Source organism: Acinetobacter vivianii (genome assembly GCF_014635885.1).
Lineage (GTDB): Bacteria > Pseudomonadota > Gammaproteobacteria > Pseudomonadales > Moraxellaceae > Acinetobacter > Acinetobacter vivianii.
On the sequence record NZ_BMDR01000008.1, the window covers coordinates 1 to 21,544 of the forward strand.

At 41.0% G+C, this 21,544-nt stretch carries 19 protein-coding genes and 1 pseudogene; 3 read left to right on the forward strand and 17 right to left on the reverse strand.

The features are described 5' to 3' along the window. Positions 1-130 precede the first annotated feature (130 nt). The 6 genes from IEV36_RS15075 to ribF form a co-directional block, all read right to left on the reverse strand. Positions 131-676, reverse strand: coding sequence for a type 1 glutamine amidotransferase domain-containing protein (locus IEV36_RS15075; protein WP_005255878.1), 546 nt, complete (start codon positions 674-676; stop codon positions 131-133). Between the two features lie 325 nt (positions 677-1,001). Continuing rightward, a complete protein-coding gene (locus IEV36_RS15080) occupies positions 1,002-1,544 on the reverse strand; it encodes an NADPH-dependent FMN reductase (protein WP_005255877.1) in 543 nt (180 codons plus the stop codon). Positions 1,545-1,649: 105 nt separating this feature from the next. Beyond that, positions 1,650-2,132, reverse strand: a complete 483-nt coding sequence (locus IEV36_RS15085) for an FKBP-type peptidyl-prolyl cis-trans isomerase (RefSeq protein ID WP_005228218.1) — start codon at positions 2,130-2,132, stop codon at positions 1,650-1,652. Position 2,133: 1 nt separating this feature from the next. Further along, positions 2,134-2,664, reverse strand: a complete 531-nt coding sequence (gene lspA / locus IEV36_RS15090) for a signal peptidase II (RefSeq protein WP_171067036.1) — start codon at positions 2,662-2,664, stop codon at positions 2,134-2,136. Positions 2,665-2,668: 4 nt separating this feature from the next. Then, positions 2,669-5,506, reverse strand: a complete 2,838-nt coding sequence (ileS, locus tag IEV36_RS15095) for an isoleucine--tRNA ligase (RefSeq protein ID WP_005255876.1) — start codon at positions 5,504-5,506, stop codon at positions 2,669-2,671. 62 nt (positions 5,507-5,568) lie between these two features. Next, positions 5,569-6,570 carry a riboflavin biosynthesis protein RibF gene (ribF, locus tag IEV36_RS15100; RefSeq protein WP_005255875.1) on the reverse strand — a complete coding sequence of 334 codons (1,002 nt, stop codon included), beginning with the start codon at positions 6,568-6,570 and terminating at the stop codon, positions 5,569-5,571. Positions 6,571-6,777: 207 nt separating this feature from the next. On the opposite strand from ribF, the gene IEV36_RS15105 reads away from it, so the two are divergent. The 3 genes and pseudogenes from IEV36_RS15105 to IEV36_RS19000 all read left to right on the forward strand — a co-directional run bounded on the left by IEV36_RS15105 (position 6,778) and on the right by IEV36_RS19000 (position 10,981). Next, positions 6,778-7,911: a TDT family transporter gene (locus IEV36_RS15105; protein WP_005255873.1), complete on the forward strand. Its 1,134-nt coding sequence runs from the start codon at positions 6,778-6,780 to the stop codon at positions 7,909-7,911. Positions 7,912-7,972: 61 nt separating this feature from the next. Further along, on the forward strand, positions 7,973-8,539 hold the full coding sequence (locus IEV36_RS15110) for a phosphorylase family protein (RefSeq protein ID WP_005255871.1): 567 nt from the start codon (positions 7,973-7,975) through the stop codon (positions 8,537-8,539). 214 nt (positions 8,540-8,753) lie between these two features. Then, positions 8,754-10,981: pseudogene (locus IEV36_RS19000) on the forward strand (nSTAND3 domain-containing NTPase). Positions 10,982-11,324: 343 nt separating this feature from the next. Here IEV36_RS19000 and IEV36_RS15125 read toward each other — a convergent pair. The 11 genes from IEV36_RS15125 to ubiG form a co-directional block, all read right to left on the reverse strand. Then, a complete protein-coding gene (locus IEV36_RS15125) occupies positions 11,325-11,936 on the reverse strand; it encodes a TetR/AcrR family transcriptional regulator (RefSeq protein ID WP_005255861.1) in 612 nt (203 codons plus the stop codon). 243 nt (positions 11,937-12,179) lie between these two features. Further along, positions 12,180-12,980 (reverse strand): ABC transporter ATP-binding protein, encoded by an 801-nt coding sequence (locus IEV36_RS15130; RefSeq protein ID WP_005255859.1) that lies wholly within the window; start codon positions 12,978-12,980, stop codon positions 12,180-12,182. A gap of 13 nt (positions 12,981-12,993) precedes the next feature. Beyond that, entirely contained in the window at positions 12,994-13,797 is an 804-nt protein-coding gene (gene ssuC, locus IEV36_RS15135) for an aliphatic sulfonate ABC transporter permease SsuC (RefSeq protein ID WP_005255857.1), read from the reverse strand. Beyond that, positions 13,794-14,969, reverse strand: coding sequence for an FMNH2-dependent alkanesulfonate monooxygenase (gene ssuD, locus IEV36_RS15140; RefSeq protein ID WP_005255856.1), 1,176 nt, complete (start codon positions 14,967-14,969; stop codon positions 13,794-13,796). Before ssuD ends, ssuC begins: the two co-directional genes overlap by 4 nt. A 32-nt stretch (positions 14,970-15,001) precedes the next feature. Further along, on the reverse strand, positions 15,002-15,988 hold the full coding sequence (locus IEV36_RS15145) for an aliphatic sulfonate ABC transporter substrate-binding protein (protein WP_005255854.1): 987 nt from the start codon (positions 15,986-15,988) through the stop codon (positions 15,002-15,004). Positions 15,989-16,000: 12 nt separating this feature from the next. Continuing rightward, complete coding sequence (locus tag IEV36_RS15150) at positions 16,001-16,993, reverse strand: sulfonate ABC transporter substrate-binding protein (protein WP_005255847.1); 993 nt, start codon at positions 16,991-16,993, stop codon at positions 16,001-16,003. 306 nt (positions 16,994-17,299) lie between these two features. Beyond that, on the reverse strand, positions 17,300-18,661 hold the full coding sequence (argA, locus tag IEV36_RS15155; RefSeq protein WP_005255845.1) for an amino-acid N-acetyltransferase: 1,362 nt from the start codon (positions 18,659-18,661) through the stop codon (positions 17,300-17,302). 112 nt (positions 18,662-18,773) lie between these two features. Beyond that, entirely contained in the window at positions 18,774-19,157 is a 384-nt protein-coding gene (locus IEV36_RS15160; RefSeq protein ID WP_005228238.1) for an RcnB family protein, read from the reverse strand. A gap of 181 nt (positions 19,158-19,338) precedes the next feature. After that, entirely contained in the window at positions 19,339-20,085 is a 747-nt protein-coding gene (locus IEV36_RS15165; RefSeq protein WP_004773414.1) for a YciK family oxidoreductase, read from the reverse strand. A gap of 30 nt (positions 20,086-20,115) precedes the next feature. After that, a complete protein-coding gene (locus IEV36_RS15170; RefSeq protein WP_171067967.1) occupies positions 20,116-20,817 on the reverse strand; it encodes an HAD family hydrolase in 702 nt (233 codons plus the stop codon). After that, positions 20,814-21,527, reverse strand: coding sequence for a bifunctional 2-polyprenyl-6-hydroxyphenol methylase/3-demethylubiquinol 3-O-methyltransferase UbiG (ubiG, locus tag IEV36_RS15175; RefSeq protein WP_005255840.1), 714 nt, complete (start codon positions 21,525-21,527; stop codon positions 20,814-20,816). The genes IEV36_RS15170 and ubiG overlap by 4 nt, the downstream gene beginning before the upstream one ends. Positions 21,528-21,544 lie beyond the last annotated feature (17 nt).

Genomic DNA, 21,544 nt, shown 5'->3' on the forward strand with positions numbered 1-21,544 from the left:
CTCTTAGCGCTGATGGTAGTGTGGCACTTGCCATGTGAGAGTAAGTCATCGCCAGCTTTTAAATCTAAACACCCCTAACCTTACGGTTAGGGGTGTTTTTTATTGGCTATAAAAAATAAGATTGGAAGCTTTATTCTTGATTCAGTTCTTTCAAAATAGCTTCATTAAACTGCGGGATATCATCTGGACACCGTGAGGTGATAAGAGGCCAGTCATTGGTATTACAACGATGTACGGCTTCATCTACCCAGTGTGCACCTGCATTTTCTAGATCTAAACGGATACTTTTATAGGAAGTCAGATTTTTATCCTTAATCCGTTTTGCATTTATCAGCGCCCAAGGCGCATGGCAGATTGCAGCAATAGGTTTCTTCTGATCAGTGAAATATTGAATGATGGCATGCGCATTTTCATTTAGGCGCAATGTATCGGCATTTACTGTACCACCAGGAATAATCAAAATATCGTAGTCTTCTACAGAAACCTGATCTAAAGAGGCTTGTGGGGAGTAACTTGGCCCTAATGCCTTATCACTTTTCACCGTTTGCACAGCGTCAAATGTTTCTGCGGCATGGATGACTTCAATGCCTTTTCCTTTTAAAAACTCAAGTGGTTGAATCAATTCATCATGTTCAACACCTATATTTGATGTGATGATCAATGCTTTTTTAACCATTGTTACGACCTCAAAATCATTTTTATTTTAGGGTAACAAGCTAAAAACATGAAAAATGTAGGGCTTTCTGGGGCAGATTGTATCTTGCGGGATACGAAGTCAAGTTCTGTTACATGCTTTAAATAGGCAAAAAAGAAGCCCCATCATCCTGACGGGGCTTCTTCGTATTCAGCTTATGTCGTTAATATCCTATTAACGACCACTTCCTGTGTGTCTTATTATTCTCAATGAGACTTCCTGTCTCTCTATGCTTTGTATATTAAAGATAAAGCAGAGTAGAGAATAGAGGTGAATGTAGCTTGTCTATGTACGCTTAGGCTTACATCTACACAACATTATATTTCTGTAATTTGCTGATAAGTGCTGCCAAGCCTTTGACCTCAAACTCATTGGCTTCAAACGTTTCTTCTTTATTACGTTTAAAAATATCACGGATTTCAAGAACAGCATTGCTGTCAACCAAGCCGATATAGGTCGCGACCTGACGGAGTTGATCAATTGAGCGAGAGCCATTGGTGGCACCGTAGCCTACGTAAGCAGCAGGCTTGCCTTGCCATTCCTTAGCCACGTAATCCAATGCATTTTTGAGTGCTGGGCTGTAGCCATGATTATATTCAGGGCTAATAAAGATAAATGCATCGGCTGCCGCAATTTTATCAGCCCATTGTTGTTGCTTAGGTTGGTCGTAAACGCCTGTCGCTGGCGGATGAGCGCCTGCAAATATAGGTAACGCCCATTCTTTCAGATCGACGATTTCTGTTTGAATATCAGCTAATGAAAGTTCATTGATGGCTTGATTGACCCAATTGGCGATTTTAATTGCAGTTCGGCCTTCACGGATACTACCGACGATAATATAAATGAGCATATTTGTATTCCTATGTATTATTGCTTTGAATCAAAATGAATGTCTTTTAATGATCTTATACTTTTATTCAGGGTTAAAAAAAGCTCTCATTTGAGAGCTTTTGTGTTACATCAATTTAATGCCTTGCTGTCCAGCAGGGGTGACCTTAAAGATTTCCACTTCAAAGGTAATATTTTTGCCCGCCAGTGGATGGTTAAAATCGATTTCAGTGGTGTCATCATTAACCGATTTTACAATTCCAAATAAGGTTGCTTTGGCTTTATCTTCAAATTCGATCATATGACCAACGATTGGACGTTGTTCAAACTTAACTGTATCGAAGATCTGGATATTTTCAGCATTCCAAGGCCCAAAAGCATCTTCAGGTGGTAAATGTACAGTACGACGATCGCCTGCACGTAAACCAAATAAAGCCTTTTCAAAGCCTGGTAACAGATTACCATCGCCAATGACCAGACTTACGGGTTCTTCACGACTACGCGTATTATCAATTTCAACACCATTTTCGATTGAAACCGAAAAGTGTAAGTCGACTTTTGAGCCGTCCTGAATACGAATTTCTTCGTTTGGGTGGATAATTTCGTTCATCTTATACATCCGCATTTTGGTTGCGTTTCTTCTCTAAGAAGAAAGTATCGATCAGCAGCAAGATCGTTCCCAATGTAATGGCACTATCTGCAAGGTTAAATGCTGGAAAATGGCTGTTCTGGTAATAGACATGGATAAAATCGACCACATAACCCAAGCTGACACGGTCAATCAGGTTGCCAATTGCTCCACCGAGAATCAACGCAATCGCCATAGGCAAAACGATCATTTTCTTTGGCATGCGCATGAGCCAGAACACAAAAATAACCGACACAATGCCTGCTAGAGACGTAAAAAGATAACGTTGCCAGCCACCCGCATCAGATAAAAAGCTAAATGCTGCGCCATGATTGTGAAGTAATGTCCAGTTTAAAAAAGGCAGAACTGGAACAGGATCAGCATAATTTAAATGCGAACTTGCAATCCATTTGGTCCATTGATCCAGCACAATGGCAAGGACAGAAAGTCCAAGCCACATTAAGTTGTGCGGGTAAAACTGGAATAAGCCTTTTTTTGCGGGGCTTGTTTGCACAGAATTATGCATATTTTCTCACTTCGCCACTGCCAGTGACATTGATAATACAACGAGCGCATAAACCAGCATGACCAACGTGTGTATTTACATCTGGCAGCACATGCCAGCAGCGTACACATTTTTCACCATCCGCAGCTGAAACCTGAACACGTAACCCTGCAAGGTCCGTGCTTTCACCTTGTTCAGCATAAGGATGCACAATGACTTGAGAGGTGATCAAGACAAAGCGTAATTCATCAGCCAATTGGTTCAACAATTTCTGTAATGCTTCATCTGCCCAAAGTTCAACTTTTGCAGATAAGTTACTGCCAATCAGTTTAGCGTTACGTGCTGCTTCAATCTGTTTATTTACTGCTGATTTTACGCTAATCAATGTTTGCCAATCTGCTTCAGACAGTAAGTTTGCTGTTGATGCCGTTGGAATGTCATACCATTCAGCGGTAAACACATATTTTTCAGTTTGTTCTGGAATTAATGGCCATGCTTCTTGCGCTGTAAAGCTGAGAATTGGCGCCATCCAGCGGACAAAGGCTTGAACGATATGATACAGCGCTGTTTGTGCAGAATGACGTGCTTGAGAATCTGCCTTGGTGGTGTATTGACGATCTTTGATGATGTCGAGATAGAAACCACCCAAATCATTGATACAGAAGTTGGTGAGGGCATTGGTCACAATATGGAAGTTCATCTCTTCATAGGCTTGCTGAATGGTTTTTTGAACTTCAGCAGCACGTTGAAGGATGTATTGATCCAATGCAATCAATTGGTCCACTGGCAGCGCATCTGTTGATGGTTTGAAGCCATTCAGGTTTGCCAGCAAGAAACGTAAGGTATTACGGATACGACGGTAACCATCTGAAGCACGGCTAAAGATTTCTTTACCAGCCGTCATTTCATAACGGTAGTCCGCAGAAGCGATCCAGAAGCGTAAACCATCTGCACCCATATCTTTAATAATGTCTTGTGGGGTAATGATATTACCTAATGATTTAGACATTTTACGGCCTTTCTCATCGACCACGAAACCGTGTGTGAGCAAGCCTTTATATGGCGCACGTTCATTGATTGCAATTGATGTCAGCAATGAAGACTGGAACCAGCCACGGTGTTGATCTGAACCTTCAAGGTACAAGTCAGCAGAATCTTGCAGGTCTTCACGTTCACGTAGCACAGCATAGTGTGTTGTGCCAGAGTCAAACCAGACATCAAGCGTGTCGCGGATTGCATTGTAGTTCTCGGCATCTGTACCAATGAAGTCACTTGCTTCACGGTTATACCAGCCATCGATCCCTTCTTGCTCGATCAACTTAGCCACTTCTTCAATCAGTTCAGGCGTGCGAGGATGCAATTCATTGGTATCTTTATGAACGAAGAACGGGATTGGCACACCCCATGTACGTTGACGTGAGATACACCAGTCAGGACGACCTTCAATCATGGACTGAATACGGCTTTGACCCCAATCAGGCACAAATTCGATGTCATTTTCAATCGCGTTTAATGCATTTTGGCGTAGACCATTGGCATCCATGCTGATAAACCATTGTGGTGTCGCACGGAAGATAATTGGTGTTTTGTGACGCCAGCAATGCGGATAGCTATGCTTGATTGGCTGATGCGCCCATAAACGGCCCACTGCACCCAATGCTTCGATGATTTGTGGGTTGGCTTTATAGATGTGCTCACCTGCAAAAATTGGCGATGTTGGTAAATAAACACCATTGCCGCCTACAGGATTTTCAACTTTCAATTGATAGAGCAAGCCAACTTTATAGTCGTCTACACCGTGGCCTGGTGCGGTATGTACTGCACCTGTACCACTGGTTGCAATCACGTGTTCGCCTAAAATCACAGGCACTTGACGATCAGTTAAAAGCGGATGTTGCAAAAGAAGATTTTCGATTGCAGCACCTTTGAAATCAGCAAGTACAACTGGGTTTTCAAGCTTATAACGCTCGATTGCTGATTCCACCAGATCTTTGGCAAGAATAAAGTTTTGCGTACCACAGTCGGTCGTAACCTGTACCAGTTGATAGTCGATTTCAGCATGCAATGCTACGGCTTGGTTTGCAGGCAAAGTCCACGGTGTCGTGGTCCAGATCACGATATCAGTCGCATCTTTAACCTCGACATTCAAACGTGTGCTGAGATCTTTCAGATCAACCACGGTGAAGCCGACATCAATGGCATCTGATTTTTTATCTTCGTATTCAACTTCAGCTTCAGCCAGTGAAGAACCACAGTCCATACACCAGTTTACGGGTTTTAAACCTGGCTCAATATGACCTGCTTTGGCAATAGCACCGAGTGCACGTACGATATCTGCTTCTTGTTTGAAGTTCATGGTGAGGTATGGATTGTCCCAGTCACCAAACACGCCCATACGTACAAAGTCTTTTTTCTGTAATTCGACTTGAGTGTATGCATATTCACGACATGCTTTACGGAAAGTAGATGCATCAACTTTGACGCCAACTTTACCAACTTTTTCTTCTACTTTAAGTTCGATTGGCAGACCGTGACAGTCCCAACCTGGCACATATGGTGCGTCAAAGCCATCTAAAACGCGGCTTTTGATAATGATGTCTTTTAAGACTTTATTAACAGCATGACCTAAATGGATTTGACCATTGGCATACGGAGGGCCGTCATGAAGTACATATTTTTTCTTGCCAATACGCGATGCACGAATCTGCTGATAAATGTTGTCGGCATACCACTCTTCTAACCATTTGGCTTCACGCACAGCCAAGTTTGCCTTCATGGCAAATTCAGTCGCTGGCAAATTGAGTGTGGCTTTATAATCCACTGCATTTTCAGGAGTTTGCTTATCGCTCATGCAAGTTTTCTTCCAGTTTGATCAGTTTGTAAACTGACATGTATTACAAATGAAAATTAAATTTAAAAAGGAAATTCTGGTGTGCTGCTACGATAATCTCGTAACTTTTGCACATCACCATTAATTCCAGCTTTGAGGGCTTCAAGCGAAGGGTAATTCAGCTCACCATGCAAATAGTGAAGGAAAGTTACCCGCATCAATAAGCCATACAGATTAGCAGAAACATCGGGGAAATGTACCTCTAATCGCCATTCAGGTTGGACTTGTTTGATGGCTGGGCGTGTCCCCACATGACCTGCGCCAAATAAACTGTCGGCTTGATAGCCAGAGATGCCATTAAGAGCAGGATCTGTATGTTTTATTTTTGCCGTAAGAGAGGCGTCTTCACACACTACATCGACTGCATAAATCCCGTTTAAGCACGGTTTATGACGGTTTAAACGAACATTAATCGTTGGAAAATCAAGGGTGCGACCAATTTGATCACCATACTGGACACGGCCAGTGATGCTATACGGACGACCTAGTAATTTTGCAGCTAAAGCCAGATCACCTGCTTGTAGGACCTGACGAATACGGGTTGAACTCACCCGTTCACCATTCAAGGCAATGGTATTTAAATTGGTAACATCAAAGCCATAGTTGCGTAGAAATTCGCTGTTGCCTTGACGGTCTTTACCAAAATGGAAGTCATCGCCAAGAACGAGACTTTGTGCATTGAGTTTTAATTTGAGTAAATCTGCAAATTCAGTGGCATTTAAGCTTCTGAAATATTGATCGAACTTCGCGACCGCAATGTAATCAACACCAAGCTCAGTTAAATATTCTACTTTTTCACGTAATGAGCTAATGCGTGGCGGAGCATCATAACCTTTAAAAAATTCAAGCGGTTGCGGCTCAAAAATCATCACCAATGTTTTTAAGCCTTGAGCAGAAGCCAACGTTTTGAGTTGAGCAATCATCGCTTGATGGCCGAGATGGACACCATCAAAATTGCCGATCGTTACCGCAGTCGGAGGTAACTGAAAATCTGGCGATAAAGCGTTGAGACGAAGCAACTTCATGGGCGTTAAATACAGTGATTTTTGCAAAGGCTATATATTGCCATATTCTCAGCGTTTCGTCTTGTTGTTGTGTTTTTACACAGAAAAATTTCAGGATTTAGAAGTTTTATATCAATAAAACTGATTCATTAAATAAAAATAAATCAATTTTTCTTATTTAAAAGCTCAATTAAAATTGCTTTATAGTCGCTTTACATAGAGATCGAGATGAAAAAGCCGTTTTATCAGCTGGAACAGACGAAAGATGTGATTCGTCATTTTACCCCGAACTGGTTTACTGCCACCATGGGCACGGGTGTTGTGGCCATGATTTTAACACAGCTTCCTTTTGCTTCGTCTCTTTTGTTCACAATTGCGACTAAATTGTGGCAATTCAACATTCTGTTATTTACGACCTTTACTGTGCTGTATGCCTTGCGCTGGATCTTGTTTCCACATGAAGCGAAACAGATTTTTAGCCATCCCAATATGAGTCTGTTTTTGGGTGCGATACCAATGGGTCTAGCAACAATTGCCAATGGTTTTCTCAGTTTCGGGACACATTTATATGGTGATATTGCTATACAGATTGCGACTTACCTTTGGTACATCGATGTAATTCTTGCCGTTGTAATCGCTTGGGTCGTGCCATTTTGCATGTTTAGCTGTCAGGACCATCAATTGCAACGCATGACCGCCGTATGGCTGTTGCCGATTGTGGCATGTGAAGTTGCTGCCAGCTCAGCAGGTCTGTTGTTGCAACATTTAGCAGCCGATCAACATGCCTTGACGATTTTGATCACAGGCTATGTGTTGTGGGGCATTTCTGTGTTACCTGCTTTTGCGATCCTAACCATTCTGATGTTACGTCTGGCTTTGCATCAATTGCCCGAGAAAGAAGTCGCGATTTCTAGCTGGCTATGCTTGGGCCCGATTGGGACAGGGGCGTTAGCGTTATTATTACTCGGCGAGCAGGCACCACGGATCATGCAAGCGATGGGATTCGAAAGCTTGGCTACCTTGTTGCCTGCTTTGGGAATCGTGGCGAGCTTGGTGTTATTAGGCTTTGGTGTATGGTGGTTCGGTATTGCGATTTTGACCACACTGCGCCATGCCCGCACTGGCATTCCATTTAACCTAGGTTGGTGGGGACTCACTTTCCCATTCGGTGTATTTATTCTGGCAATTTTTAATCTGGCGCATCAACTACACATCGACTTCTTACAGTATGTGGCTGTGGTTTTAAGTCTGTTGTTGGTTGGGTTATGGGCATTGGTCGTGAAGAAAACAGTGGCAGGAGCGTATAGCGGTCAGTTATTTTTCTCTCCTTGTTTAGTCGCCTTACAGCAGAAGATGCAATAATATCAAGATGTGCCTGAGCACACCTTGATGTGTCTCTCATTTTATTTGAACGAGTCTTTTTATGAATGCTAATGTTGCTCTGATTATGGCCTTGCCAAATGAATCTAAAGGTTTGTTTGAGCAAGCAGGAATAGACGTTCATTACAGTGGAATCGGAAAAATTAATGCAGCATTCAAAGCCTTTGAGGTCATTCAAAAAACGGGCTGTAAAACGCTAATCAATTTAGGCAGTGCAGGCAGTTCTCACTTTGATGCGCACAGTTTGGTTGAGGTGATTACTTTCGTGCAGCGCGATATGGATGTGTCTCCACTGGGTTTTGCCGTAGGCGTGACACCGATGGATGATGAGATTCCTGCGGAGATCCATACCCAACCGCATTTTGAGCTTTTACCTAAAGGGATCTGTGGAACGGGTGATTCTTTTGAAACAGGTGTTCCAAAGGTCAACTGTAACTTAGTCGATATGGAAGCTTACGCCTTAGCCAAAGTATGCCAAAAGCTCGGGGTACGTTTGATTTCAGTCAAATATATTACAGATGGTGCCAATGATACTGCGCATCTGGACTGGGAAGAGAATCTGTTGCTTGGCGCACAAAAATTATTGGCGTTGTATCAAGCGCATTTTTAAATGCAAAGGTTTAATGTAGTTATGTGCATGGATAAAATAACGAATATACTTAAGTTGTGGAACTAAAGTGCTATTTTGTTTGGTTTCGCATAAGAGATTTTATGTTAACTGATTAGATTTTGATGAAAATTATTAATTCAATTCGGGGGATATGCTTTACTTTATTTCTACTCTATTATGAAATGTGAAAATTAGTCAACTTAGTTTAATAAATATGTCCGATTACGATTTTAGTACACTTAATGATAAAGATTTTGAAGAATTAGTTGTAGATCTACTTTCAGCAGAATTCGGTAATAGAATAGAGCGCTTCAAATCTGGGAAAGATGGTGGCGTTGATGGACGTTTTTTTTCTATTGATGGTAAAGAAGAAATTATTCAGTGTAAACATTGGATAAAATCTGGTGTTAGTGCGCTAATACAATCATTGTCGAAAACAGAATTAGCTAAGGTACATAAGCTTAAGCCTCAGAAATATTTTTTGATTACATCGCTATCTCTTTCACGAGATAATAAAATAAAAATAAAAAATATTTTTAAAGATTATATTAAAATAGATAACCAAATTTTGGGTAAAGAAGATTTGAATGATCTTTTAAAAAAGCATTCAAATGTTGAACGTAATCACTATAAGTTATGGATTTCAAGTACAACAGTTTTAGAAACAATTATTCATGCAGATATAATTGGAACTAGTAGATATAAGCTAGATGAAATAAACAGTAAATCAATTAAATATGTTGTTACAGAGAACCATAGTGAAGCAATTAATATTCTTGAAGAAAAAGGTTCTTTAATTATATCAGGATTACCTGGAATTGGTAAAACCACATTGGCTGATCAGATATGTAGAAGCTATTTAGCACAAGGATTTGATTTTTACTATATTGAAGATAGCATTTCTAGTATAGAAAAAGTTTATAAAGAGGAAAAAAGTCAAATTTTTTATTTTGATGACTTTTTAGGGAGTAATTATTTAGAGGCTATTGAAAATAAAGAAGATTCTAAAATTTCCGCCTTTATTAGGAGAGTAGAAAAAATAAGAACAAAAGATTTATATTAACATCAAGAACAAATATACTTAATCAAGGAAAAAGATTAAGTTCAGCATTTTATGATCAGAATATTAATAGAAATGAATATGAATTGCTTATAGGAAGTCTAAAATCTATAGATAAAGCTAAAATTTTATATAATCATATATTTTTTTCTAACTTATCAGAAGATTTTATAGATGAATTATATATAGATGAACGTTATAAAGAAATTATAAATCATAAAAACTATAATCCACGAGTAATTTCATTTATTACGGATTCACAGCGATTAATAGAAATTAAAAAGGATGATTATTGGTCATATATTTTATCTACTTTAGAGGATCCAGCTCAAATATGGGAGAATGTATTTGATAGACAAACTGATGAAATATCTAAGGATATTATGGTAGCAGTCGTTTTACATAAAGGGCGTATATCGGAAAAGGAATTAGAAGAAATTTACTACAAATTATGTGCTGAAAAAAATGGAGAATATGGAAAAACTTTTTCTTTTGTTATGAAAGCACTAACTGGATCACTATTAAATAGAAATATAGTTGGAAAGGAAATCTATTATGATCTTTTTAATCCATCTATCTCTGATTTTATTACATTAAATTATTTATCTAATAAGTTTTATATTTTAAAATTAATAAATTTATCAAATAAAATTTTATGTTTAGAAACGCTAATTGATTTAGGTAAAAATAATATTATTGATAAGGTAATTGTTTCTTATGTTTTAAAAGAATTTTTAAATAAAAATAAAAATAAAAATTTATGGTCTGAATTTTCATTGGTGTCTTTAAGTGGGTTTTTAGAAGTTTCAGATATAAAAGAAATTTTTAATTTGATAAAGAGTAGCTTTTTTGTCGATAAAAACTATTCAATAAGATCATTTAAATTTATATTACATTTAATGAATAATGGTATTATTGTTAGTGATAACACTTTTTTTGGATTACTTTCTGAAGTGAAATCAATTTTCATAGACTCAGGAGATTATTATTTATTATCCAATTTAAGTAATATTTTTAGTCTAATAAAATTAGATGAAAATTCTGAATACTACATTCTTTTAAAAAAAGAAATATTAGAATATTTTTATTCAGAAATTACATCAATGGTTATTCAAGATAATGTTGTAGATGGAATATATCTAGCAGATGATTATTATGAAGAATTAGTGGTTGATTATGTTGATAATATTTTAAAAAATGACTTCCCTATTAAATTTAATGAAGATGATATTTATAATATAATTAGTTTTCTAGATGTAGATGATGCTATACAAGCTAATATGAATGGTGCCTATAATCATGAACATGATAAATTTGAGAGTAGCAGTTTCAGTCAAAGTGATTATATAGATCCAATAACAGATCTATTTGATCGAAGTTAATAAAAGGGAAGTTATCTGACTTAATAAAAATGAAATTGTTTGGGATACAATATCAAATTTTAGAATAATTTAAGTTATTCTAAAATTAACATAATACGGCTTATACGAAATGCTTGAGCTTTTCTTATTTGCATCAATATCTTAGCCTAAACCGTTCTAGGGTTCAGCGAACTAGAACGGCTTTTTCTTCACTTTTCACGTTCCACGTATGTTTCTTAATCAATGTTCCACATTTTTGATTAGCTCAGTTGAATAATCGCCTTAACCATTTGGCAAGAAAAAAGCGACTAACAAAGCCGCTTTTTCTATTTCAATCGGTAAAATTAAGGCTTATGAAGAAAATTTAGCGTGGTAATACGCCGTATAACATCACATGCACAGTATGTTCGATTGTACGTTGAAACATACTACGGTTACGTAAGGTTTTCCCTGTCACCATTTCAATTTGAGTTGAGAAATCCGCGTAATTCTGTGTAATGGCCCAGATATTCAGAATCAACAGTTCTGGATCAATATCTGGTGATAATTTGCCTTGTTCTTGCCATGTTTGAATGACTTTAGCTTTACGTTTAAACAGCTTTTTCAAAGGGCCTTTTAAGATTGGCAAAATATGTGGTGCACCTTGAATGATCTCAAGTGCAAATAAACGTGAGGCCTTAGGCTGGTCACGTGAGCTTTCGATTTTTTGAATTAAATAATGCGTGAGTGCTTCTGTGGGTTCAAGTTCTGACTCCAATGTCTGTAAAGGCGCCAACCATTTTTGCAGAACGGTGGTGAGCACTTCGACATACAGTGACTCTTTATTTTCATAGTAGTAGAAAATATTGGATTTATGCATGTTTGCGAGCTGTGCAATCTCATCCAGACTTGCGCCACTAAACCCATAGACGGAAAAAACATCTAGGGCAGCATTCAGCAGTTGATTGCGCTTTTGTGTACTTTTTTTCTGTTCCATCTGCGAGCTTGATTCAAAAAATGTCATTGACATTGTAAGATAAATTGTCGGATTTGTGCACAGTAACACAATTTTTTTATCGAAAAAAATATACTTTTCAGGCCAATGTTGGGGATGTATTTGATAATTATTGAAATCTAAAAACGGCCATACATATTTTGTAAATAATTCATGTGCTGGTCATCAATTTGAATTGTAGTTTTTAATGATTTGACGCCTTTTTTAGAAAAAAATAATGCGGTTTTAGGTCGCTAAAACCGCATCAAGAACTTGTTGTTCGAGTTGTGCAAAAGCAATACTCTTTTTACGTGGACGAGGCAGATTCACCTGAAAACTATGCGCGATATGACCTTGATCTAAAAGAATAATTCGATCAGCCAACTGAACTGCTTCACTCACATCATGCGTGACCAGAATTGCGGTAAAGCCTTGTTCTTTCCAGAGACGTTCAATTAGGTTTTGCATTTCCAAACGGGTCAGGGCATCTAAGGCACCTAAAGGTTCATCCAAGAGCAAAATACGTGGTGAATGCGAGAGGGCGCGAGCCAGTGCCGCACGCTGACGTTGCCCGCCTGAAAGCTGTGCAGGCCATTGCGACGCCTTTTCTTTTAAACCGACTTTCTCCAGTAAGGTCGCTGCGAGTTGGTGCTGGTCTTTTGGTAGACCGAGTTGAACATTTTGCAGAACACTTTTCCACGGCAACAGGCGAGGATCCTGAAACATTACCCGAATGTCTGCATTGGTGATGCCTTCACGAAAATGACGTGCAGACTGGAATTTGATTTCACCATAACTGGCTTTTTCAAGTTGGGCAATGAGACGGAGCAGGGTGCTTTTACCACAGCCACTGCGTCCGACAACGGCAACAAATTCACCTGCTTGAATATGCAAATCAAGATCTTCGAGAACCTTGACCTCACCATAAAACTTATAAAGCTGCTCAATCAGAATATCTGCGCCATTGGCAGGTGCCTGAGCTGTTTCTGGTTCAGTCACAGGTTGAACCAGATTATTGTCATAGAAATTTAGATTTAAATTACTCATCTTTATCTTCCTTTTATTTCTGGTAGCCTGCATGCCAGCGTAATAAATAACGTTCTAAACCTTGAGCCAATACATCTGCTAATTTGCCCAGTAGTGCGTAGAGTAAAATACCGACCAGAACAATATCGGTCTGTAAAAATTCGCGTGCATTCATGGTCATATAACCAATTCCTGATTGTGCAGAGATCGTTTCAGCCACAATCAAAAGTACCCAGACCAGCCCTAAAGAGAAACGTAGGCCGACTAAAATAGACGGCATTGCACCCGGTAAAATAATTTCTTTATACAACTGCCAACGGCTTAGCCCGTAGCTTTTACCCATTTCAATCAGTTGAGGATCGACAGAACGAATGCCGTGATAGGTATTGATATAGATCGGGAAAAACACACCCACAGCAACCAGAAACAGTTTGGCAGTTTCATCAATACCGAACCATAAAATGACCAATGGAATCAGCGCCAATGCAGGGATATTACGGATCATTTGCAATGTGGTATCGAGCAGGGTTGAAGCAATCCGTGATGAGCCATTTAATAGACCTAAAATCAGTCCCAAGCCCCCACCAATGAGTAAACCGAGTAGGGCACGACCAGCACTGACTTTAACATGCAGCCAAAGTTCTCCACTGAGCAGTAAGTGCCAGAAAGCACTCACCACAGCAGTTGGGGCTGGTAACACCCGATTTTGTAGTAAACCTGCGCTTGAGGCAGCTTGCCAAATCAGAATCAGTAAAATTGGAAATAGCCAAGGCAATAAACTTCTGCCTATTTTTTGTGTTCCACGTGAAACATTATTGACGGAAACTTTGGTGCTCATACAGTCTCCTTAGCCAAGGTCTTAGGTTCCTTGACTTCAGGCACATAGTTATTGGCAATGATTTCACCAAATGGGCCTGTTAAATGTGGTTGCGCCAGTTTCTCTCGGGTTTTAAGTGGTAATAATGGGAACACCAGTTCAGCAAAACGAATGGACTCTTCCAGATGCGGATAGCCTGAGAAGATAAAGGTATCAATGCCTAAATCAGCATATTCCTGAATACGTGCCGCAACAGTTTCAGGATCGCCGACCAAGGCGGTTCCTGCACCGCCGCGCACGAGGCCAATGCCTGCCCAGAGGTTAGGTGAGACTTCAAGTTGGTCTTTACGTCCGCCGTGAAGTGCAGCCATACGTTGCTGACCGACTGAATCCATTTGAGCAAATTTTTTCTGCGCCGCGGCAATGGTGGCATCATCCAGATATTGAATCAGTTCATCTGCCGCCGCCCAAGCCTGCTCGTTGGTTTCACGGACAATCACATGTAAGCGGATACCATAATTAAGGGTGCGACCCTTTGTAGCCGCTTTGGCACGTAAATGTTCAATTTTTTCTTTTACCGCAGCAGGGGGCTCGCCCCAAGTCAAATAAGTATCGACCTGTTCTGCCGCCAATTCGGTTGCCGCTTCTGATGAACCACCAAACCACAGTGGGGGATAAGGTTGCTGTACAGGTGGGTAGAGCAGTTTGGCGTCATCGACACTGAGACGTTCGCCGTGGAATGTAAATGATTCACCTGTATGTGAGCGAGTCAGGATTTCACGCCAGATTTTGACGTATTCAGATGCTGTCTGGTATCGGGTACTGTGATCTTCATATAAACCATCACCCTTTAATTCCTGTTCATCACCACCCGTTACGAGGTTGAGCAAAATACGGCCATTGGAAAGTCGGTCAAAAGTAGCAGCCATGCGTGCAGCAAGTGCTGGAGTGGTAATGCCGGGACGCAGTGCGACGAGGAATTTAAGCTGTTTGGTGGCATCAATCAGACTGGCAGCAGTAATCCACGGATCTTCACAAGAGCGACCTGTCGGAATCAGAACCCCTGCATAACCGAGATTATCCACGGCAACGGCAATTTGTTTCATATAAGCATGATCGACCTGACGAGCACCCTTGCTGGTGCCTAGATAACGACTGTCACCATGAGTGGGAATAAACCAGAAAATATTCATGTCGATGTTCCTTATGAAAATGAAATCAATGTTTATTGGGCAGACCAGACGCTATGCTGAATATCGATCTGCACAGGGATAAGCTGCTCTTGTTTAAATAAATCGGCGATTTGTTGCTGACTCTGTACGACCTCTGGTGTGAGGATGTGTACAGGTGATGGTTTTGGACGTTTGTCTAAAACACGTTGCGCTACGGGAAGGCTCAAGCCCGTACTTTGTGCGTAAATCTGTAGCGCCTGATCTTGATGTTGAACGATCCATTGATCAGCAAGGTTGATGCTTTTAATGAGCTTTGGCGCAGAATCGGGATGCTTTTTAATATAGTCAGGATTACCAATATAAAAAGAATACGTGGTTGGAAAAGCAGAGCCATCTACCAAGGTTTTGGTATGACCTTGAAGTTCGGCTGTACCCAAGTAGGGCTCCCAAATGGCCCATGCATCAACAGCCTGTTTGTCAAATGCTGCACGTGCATCGGCAGGAGGTAACCAGATGGGCTGAATGTCTTGCCAAGATAGACCCGCTTTTTGCAGGGTTTTAGCCAGCAATTCGTGTGCACTTGAGCCTTTTTGTACCGCGATACGTTTGCCCTTTAAATCTTGCAAAGTGCTGATTTTATCGTTGGCATGTACCAAAACAGCCTGTCCCGTCGGCGCAACCACTTCATAAGCCACATAGCTCAATGGTTTAGCCGCGGCCTGAGCAAAGATCGGTGGCGTATTGCCGACATAACCAAAATCAACGGCCCCGACTGCAAGTGCTTCAAGCATCTGTGGGCCAGCAGGGAATTCACGCCATTCAATTTTGGCATTTGGAAATTCTTGCTCAAATAGCTTTTGTTGTTTGGCAACCAACAAATTGAGTGAAGATTTCTGGAAACCGATCGAGAGTGTTTTTACCGCTGTATTTTCAGTTGTTGAAGTTGCTTTCTCCGTATGCTGTTCGGGTTTCTGGCAACCACTCAGCGAAAATGTAGAGATCAGCACACCCAGAACAGAAACTTTAGATAACAACTTCATGGTGATCCTCAATTATTTAACTTCGTTCTTCAATAAGGCATCTTGGATCACAAGCTGCTTTGGAATCAGTTTCTGGGCAAAAAATGCATCAGCTACATATTGCTGTTCTTTGGCGACCTTTTCAGAAATAGGTTGAACCCCAAAACCCATACGTGAAATTGATGTTTTTAAAATGTCGAATTCAAGTGCGGTCGGTTTTTCTAACAGTTTTGCAGCATCATCAGGGTGGGCTTTCACCCAGTCCGTTGTTTGATTGAGTGTCGTTACCACGGTATTTAACACCTGCGGATGACTTTCAGCGAACTGGCGATCAGATAGATAGAATTGATGGTTACTTACAAGGTGCTCACCATTGGCAATGACACGTGCATGAATCTGATGTTCAGCCGCAGCCAAGAATGGATCCCAGATCACCCATGCATCGACAGCACCTTTTTCAAATGCCGCACGTGCATCTGAAGGCGGCAAATAAACAGGCTGGATATCATTTAAGGTGAGATTATTTTCTTCTAGCAACTTGAGTAACAGGTAGTGCACGTTGGAGCCTTTATTTAAGGCAATGCGTTTACCTTTTAAATCCTGAACAGATTGAATCGGAGAGTCTTTTTGTACAATCAAGGCTTCTGCGCTTGGTGCAGGTGGCTGGTTGGCAACATAGATCAGATTCGGATTGGCGGCTTGCGCAAAGATAGGTGGGGCTTCACCAGCCTCACCCAATACGACGCTGCCAACATTCAAGCCTTCTAATAATTGTGGGCCAGCGGGAAATTCGACCCATTTAACTTGTACACCTTGAGCAGCAAGGGTTTTTTCTAATTCACCTTTTGCTTTGACGATCGGCAAGATGCCATACTTTTGAAAGCCGATATTTAATGTTGTGGTTTCTTGTTTTGTTGTACCTTGCTGCTCAGGTTTTTTTGCACAGCCTGTCACACCCATTAGACTGGCAAGACTTGCCGCAATGAGAGTAGATGTTGCCCATGAGCGATTGATTGAAACAGCCATGTTGGTTGTGCTCCCCGAAAAATCAAAAGATTTAAATAAGATGAGCAACTAAGCTAAAACTTTTTTTATTGCATAAAAAATAACTAATCGGGCTTTGCTTATGATGAAAAGTGCAAAATAGAAGATCGAATAATCTTATCTGTAGATTGAATAAGAGAAAGTGATTTATTTTTAACTAAGATTATGTTTTTTAATTAAATTTTAAATATTTTAATGTTTGTTTAAATTTTTATCGAAATTGTCTTAAGCAGAGATCATGATGATAAGGAGATATTCTTATCAAAAATAAAAATATCTCCAACGGCCTTATTTTGCAGGCAAGGTTTTCTTAAAGACCAGTGAATTACGCTGATAGTTATATAACTCTTGGCGGGCATTGGGTAAATCATCCACACTGGCAGGGCTAAAGCCTTGTTCCAGAAACCAGTGAGCGGTTCGGGTGGTGAGTACGAAGAGCTGTTGAATCCCTTGTTGCTTGGCTTTGCTTTCAAGGAATTGCAAAATCTGGCTGCCGCGATTTGATCTACGATAACTGGCATCGACAGCCACACAGGCAATTTCAGCAGAACGGATTTCATTAGTTTCGGCAGGAATTGGGTACAGTGCTGCACAAGCCAGAATCATACCGTCACGCTCAATCACCGCAAAATGTTCAATTTCACTTTCAAGGCGTTCGCGTGAGCGATAAACCAGAATGCCTTCCTGTTCGAGTGGGCGTAACAGATTAATCAAGCCACCAACATCATTGATATTGGCGATACGGACTTCTTCATAGTGTGCATCGGTAATCAAGGTGCCGACACCATCGCGGGTGAACAGTTCTTCAATTAGTGCGCCGTCATAGGCATAAGAAATCAGATGTACGCGATGTACGCCTGACAAGGACGCTTGTTGAGCTTGTTTGAGATGTAAGGCAAATTCTGGATATTGTTGTTGGTTCTGTTGAATATACGGTTCTAGTTGATGCGGATTTAATTCACGTAATAGCTGTTGCTGTTTATTCATCAGTCCTTGCTTTTCGCCTAGGAAAATCAGCTTATCCGCTTTTAAAGCAATAGCCGTTTTGGTCGCAACTTCTTCTGCCAGTAAATTAAAGACTTCCCCAGTGGTTGAATAGCCCGTGGGCCCGAGCAGGACGATGTTGTGATTATCTAGATGGCGTTGAATGGCATCGGTATCTACAGAACGGACTTCACCAGTGAGCTGGAAGTCGATCCCATCACGAATACCATAAGGTTTGGCAGTCACAAAATTACCAGACACCACATCAATGCGAGCACCATACATAGGTGAATTCGCCAATCCCATAGACAGCAGGGCTTCAATTTCTAAACGGATCGAACCCACAGCATTCATAACGCCACGTAAAGACTCACGTGTGGTAATGCGATGGTTTTGATGAAATGGGGTCTCAATATGACGTTCGAGCAAATTCTGATTGATTTGCGGACGTGCGCCGTAAACGAGAATCAAGCGGATGCCCAGCGAGTGTAACAAGGCAATATCATGAATAATATGCTGGAAATTTTCGTGCTGAACCGCTTCGCCCGCAAACATCAGGATAAAGGTTTTATCACGATGGGCATTAATATAAGGTGCGGAATGGCGAAACCAATGTACATAATCTTGTGTTGTACTATGTAAAGTTTCAGTCATTTGGGTCGCCATGTGAATCTCAGAGATGTACCAATTGATCTGATTTTAACGAAAAAAACGAAAAGATAAATCTATTCTGAAAACAACAACCCAACTTTAATATCATTCGCCTTTTGAAAAGTGCTTAGAAGCCCATGATACGGATAATACTGTTATCCTCTGAGTTGACTAAAATATAGTCGTTGTTGATCTTGTACCATTGTTCGTTACGGCTCGGTCGAGGAAGGTTATTGTCTTTATAATCGACTTTATAACCATTACCACGATAATGCTGTGGCATGACATAACCTGCCTGCCAACGATGTTGTTTTAGGCGCTCCACACCACGTTCTTCGCGCATACGGCGTTCACGTTGACGATTTTCACCATCTGGACGATCAAAGCCACGACCATTTTGCCAGCCGCCACCACGCGAGTCTTCGTCACGATCATGCGGACCTGCAAAACTCCCCATGCTACTGAATAGGGTCGTCGAACCTAAAACCAAGATAATGAAAATTTTTTTCATGATGCACCTTATTGACTTCGGATGTCTCTCATGTGAACTACTGTACGTTAAAAATGCAGAGAAACTGTGAAGATCAATTCATTGTTCCATTAAAAAGATGAAGATTCTTCGCCCATTTCTCTGAAAAAAGCAGTTTTAACGTCAGTGTCCAATGTTATTTAGAATTATTTTAATGTGTGAATTAAGCTTGAGCATCAATACTTTGGCCATTCATCTCCAGACTATCGTCACCCATCAGGTACAGGTAGGCTGGCATAATGCTATCTGGTGTTGGAAGTACTTTTGGATCTTCCTCTGGATAGGCCTTGGCACGCATCGCTGTACGTGTACCACCTGGATTGATGCAGTTAAAACGAATATTTGGATAAGTATTTTCTGCGGCAAAGATTTTGCTCATGGCTTCAGTTGCAACTTTAGACACTGAATAAGCGCCCCACAATGCACGTGCTTCGCGACCGACACTCGAGCTGGTGAATACCACAGAGGCGTGTTCAGATTTCTCTAACAACGGCAATAAAGCTTGAGTCAGGGCAAAAGGCGCACGTAAATTGACGGCCATGACATCATCCCAGACATCGACTGGATATTCTGCCAGTTCAACACGATCACCCAGCATGCCTGCGTTATGCAAGATGCCATCAAGACGACCGAATTGCTGTTCAAGCGTATTGACCAGAAGCTCGTAATCATGTGTTGACGCTGTTGAAAGCTGCAAAGGTAAAATTGCAGGTTGAGGCGCACCCAAACCTTCAATTTCGTCATAAATCACTTCAAGTTTATTCAAGGTACGACCGTGTAGCACAACGGTTGCACCATGAAGGGCATAACTCATAGCAGCAGCACGTCCAATACCGTCACCAGCACCGGTGATCAGGATAATACGGTCTTTCAGCAAATCTGGACGAGGTTGATATTCTGAATATTTCATTGTTATGCCTCCTGTTTTTATCATCAATATTTAACCCATCATACCCTGATTTTCTGACAAAACAGTGATTTTCTGTTTGAGCAGTTGGTGTAATTCGGGGATGGTGTGAATAATGGCATCTGCCTGCCATGCCGCCAGATCATCACGTGATCCTACGGGTAAATAGCCATAAGCTGCCAGAATGGTATACATATCTGCATTGCGACCTGCATCGATATCACGTGGATGATCGCCCACATAAATGATGTCTTTGGCATCAAGATTGAGCTTTTGTGCAGCGAGATACATTGGTTCTGGATCGGGTTTGGTTTTGCTGACATCTTCCGGGCAAACCAAGACCGCACAACGCTCTGTCAGGTTTAATGCTGCGAGCAGCAGTTCACTTAAACCACGAGGTTTATTGGTCACAATACCCCACGGAATCTGATGTGCTTCGAGTTCTTCCAGTAAAGGGTACATGCCTTCAAACAGTTCGGTATCGACAACAATATTGGCACCATAGGTATCTAAAAAGCGCTGACGATGTGCGAGGAAAACCTCATCGGTGATCTCTAATTCTGGATAAACCAGTTTCACCATGGCACGTGCGCCTTCAGACACTTGAGTGCGAATGGCTGCAGCATCTACGACAGGACGTTGTTCATCACGGCACATTTGTTGAATGATACGGATAAAGTCTACAGCGGTATCGATCAACGTACCATCAAGATCAAATAAAACAGCTTTCATCATGCACCTGTATTTGTCGTATGAACCATGTAATTCACATCAACATTTGGCGCTAACCAGTAATGTTTGGTGATCGGGTTGTAATGTAAACCTGTCATTTCTTTCAGGCTGAGTCCTGCATTGCGGATATCGTGTGCCATTTCTGAAGGACGAATGAATTTATGATAGTCATGCGTTCCTTTTGGTAGTAAACGAAGGACGTATTCAGCACCGATAATGGCAAATAAATAAGATTTTGGATTACGGTTAATCGTCGAGAAGAACACATGACCGCCTGGCTTAACCAAAGCCTGACAGGCTTTGACGATTGAAGCAGGATCAGGTACATGTTCCATCATTTCCATACAGGTCACGACATCATATTGACCTGCCTGTTCTTGTGCCAGTTGCTCAACTGGAATCTGACGGTATTCAATATTTTCAACATTGTCCTGCTGCGCATGCAAACGTGCCACAGCAAGTGGTGCTTCGCCCATATCAATGCCGAGTACTTCCGCCCCACGACGCGCCATGCTTTCTGCCAGAATTCCGCCACCACAGCCAACATCGAGTACTTTCTTGCCAGCCAGACCGCCAACACGTTCATCTACCCAGTTTAAGCGTAAAGGGTTGATTTGATGCAACGGGCGGAATTCAGAATGTTGATCCCACCATTTGGCAGCCAATGCTTCAAATTTTGCGATTTCTTGCGGGTCAACATTCAATTGCGACATAGTGTCACCTCTATATA